9 protein-coding genes are annotated in these 9,133 nt (G+C 63.5%); 1 reads left to right on the forward strand and 8 read right to left on the reverse strand.

Annotation, left to right across the window (positions count from 1 at the left end):
* Window positions 1–156 precede the first annotated feature (156 nt).
* Window positions 157–915 carry a class II aldolase/adducin family protein gene (locus C84B14_RS17265; RefSeq protein WP_353225946.1) on the forward strand — a complete coding sequence of 253 codons (759 nt, stop codon included), beginning with the start codon at window positions 157–159 and terminating at the stop codon, window positions 913–915.
* Window positions 916–970: 55 nt separating this feature from the next.
* Here the strand turns inward: C84B14_RS17265 and lipP1 are convergent, their stop codons facing one another.
* From lipP1 to C84B14_RS17305, 8 genes are all read right to left on the reverse strand, one after another.
* The gene (gene lipP1 / locus C84B14_RS17270; RefSeq protein ID WP_353225948.1) at window positions 971–1,945 is read right to left on the reverse strand and encodes a LipP1 family hormone-sensitive lipase; all 975 of its coding nucleotides are present in this window, start codon (window positions 1,943–1,945) and stop codon (window positions 971–973) included.
* 56 nt (window positions 1,946–2,001) lie between these two features.
* On the reverse strand, window positions 2,002–2,793 hold the full coding sequence (locus tag C84B14_RS17275) for an alpha/beta fold hydrolase (RefSeq protein ID WP_353225950.1): 792 nt from the start codon (window positions 2,791–2,793) through the stop codon (window positions 2,002–2,004).
* Window positions 2,794–2,818: 25 nt separating this feature from the next.
* On the reverse strand, window positions 2,819–2,980 hold the full coding sequence (locus tag C84B14_RS17280; RefSeq protein WP_348765201.1) for a DUF2256 domain-containing protein: 162 nt from the start codon (window positions 2,978–2,980) through the stop codon (window positions 2,819–2,821).
* Between the two features lie 36 nt (window positions 2,981–3,016).
* Entirely contained in the window at window positions 3,017–3,472 is a 456-nt protein-coding gene (locus tag C84B14_RS17285) for a GNAT family N-acetyltransferase (protein WP_353225952.1), read from the reverse strand.
* A 7-nt stretch (window positions 3,473–3,479) separates the two neighbouring features.
* Window positions 3,480–4,586 (reverse strand): histone deacetylase family protein, encoded by a 1,107-nt coding sequence (locus tag C84B14_RS17290; RefSeq protein ID WP_348765203.1) that lies wholly within the window; start codon window positions 4,584–4,586, stop codon window positions 3,480–3,482.
* Between the two features lie 230 nt (window positions 4,587–4,816).
* Window positions 4,817–7,609: a putative bifunctional diguanylate cyclase/phosphodiesterase gene (locus tag C84B14_RS17295; RefSeq protein ID WP_353225953.1), complete on the reverse strand. Its 2,793-nt coding sequence runs from the start codon at window positions 7,607–7,609 to the stop codon at window positions 4,817–4,819.
* On the reverse strand, window positions 7,609–8,121 hold the full coding sequence (locus C84B14_RS17300; protein WP_353225954.1) for a prepilin-type N-terminal cleavage/methylation domain-containing protein: 513 nt from the start codon (window positions 8,119–8,121) through the stop codon (window positions 7,609–7,611). Before C84B14_RS17300 ends, C84B14_RS17295 begins: the two co-directional genes overlap by 1 nt.
* Window positions 8,122–8,378: 257 nt before the next feature.
* Window positions 8,379–9,133 (reverse strand): ketopantoate reductase family protein (locus C84B14_RS17305; RefSeq protein ID WP_353225955.1); only part of this gene is annotated, 755 nt, incomplete at its 5' end.

Here is a 9,133-nt window from a genome sequence, read left to right on the forward strand (position 1 = left end):
CAACCACAGTACGCACGGCATGCATGATCGGGATGCCCGTACGGTGGCGCCCCGGCCGCGCGCGCTCCATGAATTGACCGCAACCCGAGCAAGGTCTACTTTGCTCGAACAACGAAATTGTATTTTACGAACTCGCTTTCACGCAGGAGGAGACTCATGGCCCAAGCCGCAACCGATCACCCGGCCCGTATGTCCGAAGAAGAATGGCAGGTCCGCAAGGATCTGGCCGCCGCCTATCGTCTGGTATCGCTCTACGGCTGGGACGATCTGGTGTTCACGCATCTGTCCGCGCGCGTGCCGGGGCCGGAACACCACTTCCTGATCAACCCCTACGGCTGGCTGTTCGACGAAATCACCGCCTCCTCGCTGGTCAAGGTCGACGAGGATGGCCAGATCGTCGACCCCGGCGCCACCAACCGCGTGAACCCGGCGGGCTTCACCATTCATAGCGCCGTGCATATGGCGCGTGAAGAAGCCGGCGCGGTGCTGCACCTGCACGCCGCCGATGGCGTGGCGGTCAGCGCGCATCCAGACGGCCTGCTGCCGCTGAGCCAGACCGCCATGCTATGCATTCCGCATATCTGTTTTCACGAGTACGAAGGCGTGGCGCTGAATCTGGACGAGCGCGAACGTCTGGTCGCGGACCTCGGCGATCACGACATCATGCTGCTGCGCAATCACGGCACGCTCACCGTTGGCAAGAACGTGGGCGAAGCCTTCACCTATATGTACTTCCTGATGAAAGCCTGCCAGATTCAGGTGCGTACCCTGGCCATGGGCCCTGGGTACATGCCCTCGCAAGAGGCGTTGGATACCACCGCCCAGCAGGCCCAGAGCCTCGGCGCGGGCCACAAGCTGGCGTGGCCGGCACTGATTCGCAAGCTCGAGCGCATGGGCAGCGACTACGCGACCTGAGCGTTAACCGCGCACACGAAACGCAACCCCCGGCTCGGCGACGAGCCGGGGTTTTTTATGGGCTAAGCGGCGGCTGGCGCATATCGCGCTCGGCAAACACCTGGCGCAGACGCGTGCCGCAGGCTTCGAGACAGTCGCGGGCCGTATCCACAACGCCCGGCATGTTGATGAAGCCGTGGATCATGCCCGGATAATGCAGATGTTCCGCTGCGTTGCCATGCGCCCGTAGTTTTTCGTAATAGGCGATATCCTCGTCACGCAGCGGGTCGTAACCGGCGGATACCACCAGCGCCGGTGGCAGGCCACTGAGATCGTCGGCATGCAGGGGCGAGGAGTACGGGTCGTTCGGATCCGCCGGCGCGCCCTCGAAGTAGTGGTTCATGAACCAGTCCAACAGCGAACGCGTGAGCCGATAGCCATCGGCGAGCTCGTTATGCGAAGGCTGGCTGCGGGTACGGTCGGTGCCGGGATAGATCAGCATCTGGTAGATGAAGTCCGGCCCACCTTCGGCACGGGCCTTCAAACAGGTCACCGTGGCCAGGTTGCCGCCCGCGCTGTCACCGCCGATGGCGATCCGGTCGCGGCACACGCCCAGCGCCTCGGCCTGATCGACGATCGCGTTCACCGCGGCCCAGCAGTCCTCGAGCGGGCCGGGATAGGGGTATTCCGGCGCCAGACGGTAATCCACCGATATCACCATGCAATCGCCGTTCAAAGCCAGATGGCGGCACGGAATATCGTGGCTATCGAGGCTGCCGATGACATAGCCGCCGCCATGGATATAGATCAGCAGCGGCATGGCCTCGCCGGCTGGATCGCGCGGCGTATAGACGCGCAGGCCGATATCGCCGCGCGGGCCGGCGACCGCAATATCGCGCACCGAAAACAACTGCGGGGCCCGCCCACCCACCATGGCCGAGCCCTTCTCGTACTGGGCCCGCGCGGCTTCCGGCGACAGGGTTTCCAGCGGCGGCAGGCCGCTGTGGTCGGCGGCCTGCAATACGCGTGCGACTTGAGGATCCAGTGTCATGAGCAGTCTCGATGCGGCCGCACAGGTGCTGCGCTGCCGGTATGGAATAAATACGACTAGTCGATACGCTTGAGAAACGACTCGATCGCGGCGTTGACCGGCTGCGGATGGGTCAGGTTCGCGGCATGTCCCGCGCCCGGCACCGCCACCAGCTCGGCATCCGCGAGACTGTCGGCCAGCTGTTCGGCACGTGCCATGGGAATCGCCATGTCGGCATCGCCGTGCACGACCAGCGCCGGCTGTTCGATTTCGCCAAGCCGGTCGGTGATGTCGTCGCGCGCGGTCAGGGTATGAAACGCAGCCAGCAGGTTATGCGCCTGCCAGCCGCGCCACTTGTGCTGCCATTGCGCGGTTTGCTTGGCGTCGGCGCCGAGGATGATGCCGGCGATGGTATCGGCAATCTCGTCGGGCAGGCCATGCGTGGCCCAGGTTTCGATCATCTGCGTATAGCCAGGCAGATGGTCCGGGTTTTCCAGCCCCGCCTGGGTATCGAGCAGAATCAGCGCGCGCACCCGATCGGGGTGGATCAAGGCACAGCGCAGAGAAAGAAAACCGCCCTGGCTCATACCGGCCAGAATCGCGCTTTCGATGCCCAGATGATCGAGCAGGCCGGCCAGATCGTCGGCCGAGTCGTAGTAGTTGAAAGGCGCCGGCGTTTCGTCGCTCGCGGTACGCCCATGCGCGCGTTCGTCCCAGACGATACAGCGATAGCTGTCCTGAAAAGCCGCGACTTGGGGCGCGAACATTTCATGATCCATCAGCAGCCCGTGCGAGAACACGATCGCCGGCGCATCGCCGCCGCTGTCCTGATAGAAAATCTGCTGTCCGTTGATCGAAGCAAAAGGCATAGGGCTCTCCTCGTTGGTATCGGTTTTACTCGGGCGCGCGGGCATTGGCGCCCTGCTTGTAAGCCTGCTTGCAGGCCTGGCTGCAAAACCGTATTTCCGGCCAGGCGCGTGCCCACTTTTTGCGCCAGGAAAACGGCCGCTGACAGTAGAGACAGGTCTTGGACGGCAGATCCGCCTTTCTGCGCATTCGAGCCACGTCAGAGACCCTGCCCTCGCGCCGGTTTCATGGATAGCGCAATACGTCTTCACCGTGAAAACGCTGGCCGGTATCGACAAAGCCGTAGCGTTCGTAGAGCCGGCGTGCAGCGGTATTGTCCGGCGTGAGGCTGATCAGAATCGGCGCCTCGGGGCGTTCATGCTTGAGCGTGTCGATGATCGCCTGCAAAGCCAGTCCGCCATAGCCGACGCCCTGCCAGGCGACATCGATCATGAAGCGCGGGATGTTGTAGGCCTCGTAGCCGGGCAGATATTCCGCCATGACGAAACCGATGAGCGTTTCGTTGGCATAGATCGCATAAGGCGTACAGCGCGGCTGGACATAGGCTTCGGCCAGCGAATACAGGTTGGAGGCCACGCGCGTGGCCTGTTCGGGCGACAGGCGCAGATGAATGACCTGTTGCCAGTTGTGCAAATCCACGGCGCGCAGGGTGACGACGATTTGTGGGTGGTCCTTGCTCATGCCCGACTCATTCCATGTCGGCAAAAGCCGACCGATGGAATTCCGCGATTTCGGCGACTTCCTCGACCCCTGGCTCGCGCACGGTCGCAGGCGGCGCACCGGCCATCACCTCGAGCACGCGATGGGTGCAACGCGCCAGCGTATCCGGGTTGTAGCCACCTTCCAGCGCCATCACCAGCCGCCCATCGCAGTATTGATCGGCGAGGCGTTGCACGATGCCGGTCATCGCGCTGTAGCCGTCGTAGCTCATGTTCAGGCACAGCTCGGTACGGTGGGCGTCCATACCCGCCGAGACCAGAATCAACTCCGGCTGGAACCATTCGGACGCGGGCACGAGAATGTTCTCGAAGGCGTTGATGACCGCCAGATCGCCGGCGTCCTCGGGCAGCGGCACGTTAACCGTGGTGCCCTCGCCCAGGCCTTCGCCGATTTCTTCGAGATCGCCGGTGCCCGGGTAGAACGGCGCGGCGCGATGGGTATCGAAGAACATCACGCTCGGATCGGCGGCGAAGATATCCTGGGTCCCGTTGCCGTGGTGCGCGTCCCAGTCGATGATCAGCACGCGCTCGATATCCCAATGAAACTGCGCATGCGCGGCCGCCACCGCGATGTTGTTCAACAAACAGAAGCCACGTGCACGCACCGCGTTTGCGTGGTGCCCGGGCGGCCGACAGATCACGAACGCCGACTGCGCCTTCTTTTCGAAAACCGCGTCCACCGCGGCAATCGTCGAGCCGGCAGCCACCACGGCAGCTTCCAGGCTGCCTGCTGAAACGGCCGTGGTATCCACGTCGAGCCATGCCTGCTTGCCTTCCAGCTCATGCAGGCTTTCGAGGTACGAGGTGGTATGCACGCGGTTGAGCTGCTCCTGCGTGGCGGGCTGACCGGCGGCGATACGCACGCCGGCAATCGGCTCGGCCTCGAGCAGCTCCCTGACCGCGATCACCCGGCCGGGGTGTTCGGGATAGCTCCATTTGGCTTCCACGCCCAGGCCGTCAAGAATGCCGCGAATCCGTTTGTCCATGCGGCCCGGAAGGAACTCTTCGTTGGCCTCGGGCCGATGCGACAGCACCCGCTCGTCATATATCACCAGCACATCACGATCGCCCACCACTATAGACACTCCTTGGCATAGATCACCTCAGACTAGCAGCCGCAGCACGGAATTTAGCGTTTTCGGGCTCATACGGAAAAATATTTCGCTGTAACCACGCCCGTTTATCCGCACGTCTACGGCAGACCACGGCAAAACCATCGAATGCCGGGCAAGCCGACGAATCCGCGCCCGATCTCACTGTATCGCAGCCTTACGTCGGCATGGACAGCCTTATACGGGCTTTATCCTCAAGGTCGTAGGTAAGCGCCGACCTCTTCCGGCGACACCGGCCGGCTCAGATAGAAGCCCTGTGCCAGATCGCAGCCATAGCGGTTGAGCAGATCGAGTTGTTCGGCGGTTTCGATGCCTTCCACCACCACGGTCTTGCCCAGGCCATGCAGCATGTCGATAAGCGAGCGCATCACGATGGCTGCGTCGCTGCCCGGCATTTCGATGCCGTCGACGAAGCAACGGTCGATCTTGACCGTCTGGACCGGCAACTGGCGCAGATAGCTGAACGAGGAATAACCGGTACCGAAGTCGTCCATCGACATCCGAACGCCCAGCGCGTTGAGTTCCCGTATCCGCGCGCTCGCCGTCGCCATATCGGTCAGCAACAGGTTTTCGGTGATTTCCAGCTCCAGACGTTCGCCCGGCAACCCGGTCTGTACGAGCGTACGTTGCACCATCTCGACAAAATCCTCGGTCCAGAACTGTTTGGGCGAAACGTTGACCGCAATGCGTTCCGGCCGGGCCGAAGCCGGGAACGCATGCAGATACTGGTGACAGGCCTGGCGCAGTATCCACGCCCCGGCCGCGACGATGAGCCCCGAGCTCTCGAGCGCCGGAATGAACAGCCCCGGCGGCACGATTCCGCGCTCCGGATGGCGCCAGCGCACCAGCGCCTCCACCGCGCCCAGCCCGCCGTTGTCCATGCGTACCAGCGGCTGAAACTGCAGGAACAGCTCTTCGTTGTCGATCGCGTGACGCAGTTCCGCCTCGATCTGCACACGTTCGCGTATGCGCTCATTCATGCGCTTTTCGAAAAAGACGTGCCGGCCGCGGCCGCCGTCCTTGGCTTGATACATCGCCGCATCCGCGTGCGCCAGTAGCGCTTCGGCGTCGCGACCGTCGGCGGGATACAGGGCCAGGCCGATGCTGGCGCTGACCCGGTGTTCAAGACCGTTGATCACATACGTTTCAGACAGGCGATCGATAAGGCGTCGAGCACAGCGATCCAGGGCCGCGACATCGTCGGCACGCGGCAACAGGACTACGAATTCGTCGCCGCCCCAGCGGGCCACGGTGTCCATGTCGTCGAGCGCGTCAGCAAAGCGCTGGGCTGCCTCGACGAGCAGCGCATCACCGGCGCTGTGGCCCACCGAATCGTTGACGTTCTTGAAATGATCGAGATCGATGAACATGAGCGCGAGCGCCTGCTCGACGCCGGCGGCCAGCGCGATCTGGTGCTCAAGGCGGTCGATGAACAGCTGGCGGTTGGGCAGGCCAGTCAGTCCGTCGTAGTGCGCCTGGCGATAGAGTTCCTTTTCGCGCCCCGAAGCGGCCAGCGCCACCGCCAGGCGATCGGCGACCGCAAGCGCCTGCTGTTCATCCTCCGCGCTTGTATCCGTGCCGCGATAACCTGCGAACAGCGCCGCCCACAGGCGACCGTGCTCGCGTACCGGCGCTACCGTGACCCGGTCGATGTCGAGATCGCGCAACTGCTGCGTGTAGGACAACTCGGCCAGCGCGTCGTCGTCGAGATACAGCAGCCGCTCGTGGCGATCCAGCGCCTCGCGCTCGGCGGCGCCGGGCTGCACGCGATAGCTTTTCACGTGTTCGGGCCGGGCCAGCTCGACGACGTGCAAATGCGCGACCTGCGGCAGGTCAGGGTCGAACAACAGAATCGCAGCGACTTGGGCCTGCATGATGCGGTGCAGGCTCTGCAGCATGTTCTCGACCACGGTTTCCGCACCCGCCGAGGTGAGAATGCCGCGGTCGGTCGCCGCCAGGACGTCCAGGGTATGAAACTGCGTGCCCAGGCGTTTCGCCATCGTATTGAAGGCGTCACCCAGCTCTTCGAATTCGTCGCTGCTGTCGATCGCGACCCGGGTCGCGAATTCGCCCTCGGCAATCCTTTGGACACCGGCACGCAGGCGCCGTAGCGGATCGCTGACCCGTCGAATCTGGCTCATCCCGAGCATGCCGGCCGCGATCAGGCTCAGCAGCACCACGAACGGCAGCAGCCGGTAGAACGTCACGGCCGGCTGAGCGGCAGCGGACCAGGGCTTGAAGCCGATCACCCGCCAGCTCACGCCATCGAAATGGCTGGGAATGAACACGTCCCAGTAAGCCACCAGCGTATCTTCGCCGTCCACCGGTATCCGGCCAGGGGCGGTCAACGTGATGGCCCCGCCCTGTATACGTTCATCATAGACAGACTGCAGATCCGGGCAGTCGAGCATCCGCTGAGTCTGCTGTTCCACTACGCAAAAGCGCGTGTCATTGGGCCAGCGGTCGGCGTTGCCGATCACGTAGTCGGGGTCGAGCCGCCCCGCCACCATACGCGGCCGACCATCCACCGTCGTCAGCGCACGCAGCATGACCATACCGCCTTTGTTGAGCGGCTGGGCAATCAGGCGGGTCCGCGGCGGCGTCTTTGCCAGCGATGACGGCGACTCTTCGGCGAACGAAACCGGCAAAAGCCGCGCGTCGCCGTAGAGCATACGGCGCTCGCCGTCCGAATACAGCGCGACTGCCTCGAAGGCGGGCACGCCGTTTTCAGTATGCCCCCGCGCGGCCGAATCCTCAGCAATGCGTATCAACAGTGCCTCGGCCACCTTGAGCCGGCTGAAGATGTCGAGCCCCTCGCTCTGGCTATCGTTGGCCAGCCGCTGCGCGGCCTGCTGCGCCACCACACGGCTCGTGTTGAACCAGGCCAGTACGGCGACCGCCACGACCGGCACGAACGCCGCGAGCAGAAAGCGCAGAAAAAGGCGCCGCGCAAACGCGCCGCGGAACGGCCCGATGGTCAAACGCATCAACTGCGGCCCGCCAGCTCGGAGCCCATGCCGATGAATTCACCGTTGAGCCCGCGCACGATATCGTCGCGGCTGGCCTTTGCGGTCAACGGGCGCTGGCTCTGTCCGTCCTTGCCCATGCTATACAGATCGTAATCGGTATTGATGGGCACCGTGCCCTTGTAGGAACGGAACTGACCCTTGCCGTTGCCTTTCACGTTGGCGTGATTGAGAAACTGGTATGGATTGCCCCAGGGATCCTGCTTGCCAGCCATACCGATATCGGCAAGGCTGTTGGGCAGCCGCTGGGTCGCGACATAGAACCGCTCGATGAGGTTTTCCATCTCGCGGATATCGGCCATTGCCTGGGCGCGATCGGCGCGGTCGGTATAGCCCACATACGCCGGATAGGCGATACCGGCGAGCAGGCCGAGTATCGCGATCGCCATGAGCAATTCCACCAGGCTAAAGCCGCGGCCGCGCCCCATGCGTAGCTGGCGCCGCAGCAAGATATGGCGAAAAACGCGGCGCATGGCGGATCCGAAAACAGGCCTGGCTTTGTTTATCGACCGAAACGGCCAAAACATCAGCCCCCTTGCCTTGCGGCCGGTCGGCCCGCGTTAACTGCGCCGCGGGTGGAAAGTGCTGCTCGATTACGCCGTCATTCGCTGCGAATGCCCGCCGCGCCGGCAGTGGCGAGATTCGGCCCACTCGCCACGGCTCGGCGGACCGGGCGAACGATGCGACGGCGACCGATTAAACGCGTCATTCGCGAAGACAACGACTGGCCCTAATCGGAGGCAGCCGCCAGCCGAGCACGCATCGCCAGCGCCACCTGCATGGTGGTCAGCCGCGGCGTCGATACCCCGTGCTGTTCCGCCAGGGCCACGACGTTGCCCAGAATGGCCTGAATTTCCATCGGCCGACCGTTGAGATAATCCAGCGCCATGCTGTTGATATAGGCCGGCATCTTGCGCGTGCCGGCAATATTCTTGTCGATGGCGTCTTCGGGCATGGGATGGCCATCGGCCGCGGCCACCGCACAGACTTCGGCCATCATTGCCCGGGCCAGCGCCTCGCCGCCGGGCGTATCCAGCAGGGTCACGGTATCGGCGCCGCCCGCCAGCACCGACAACGGGTTGAACGGCGTATTCCACAGACTCTTGCGCCAGCGCTCGCCGACCACGGCCTCGGAGAGCTTCACGTCGATGCCGCCGGCTTCGAAGCGTTCGGCAATATCACGACATGCATCGGTAATGCCCTCGGGCCAGGCACCCATCGTCAGCGAGCCGAATGCCTTGTGCTCGATCTTGCCCGGCGCGACCCGGCTCACGGCAATAAACGCCAGGCAGCTGATAATCGGGTTGTTCGGCAGCGCATCGGCGACATCGCGTTCGATATCGATACCGTTTTCGATGAGCACGATGCGGGTGTTTTCGCCCACCCACGGCTTGATCAGCGCACCGCGATCGATCGATGGCAGCACCTTCACACAGCAGATCACGTAGTCGGCTTCACCCTCGGGCGTATCGCCGTCGCGATAGA

The sequence above is a fragment of the Salinisphaera sp. C84B14 genome (assembly GCF_040361435.1).
GTDB lineage: Bacteria > Pseudomonadota > Gammaproteobacteria > Nevskiales > Salinisphaeraceae > Salinisphaera.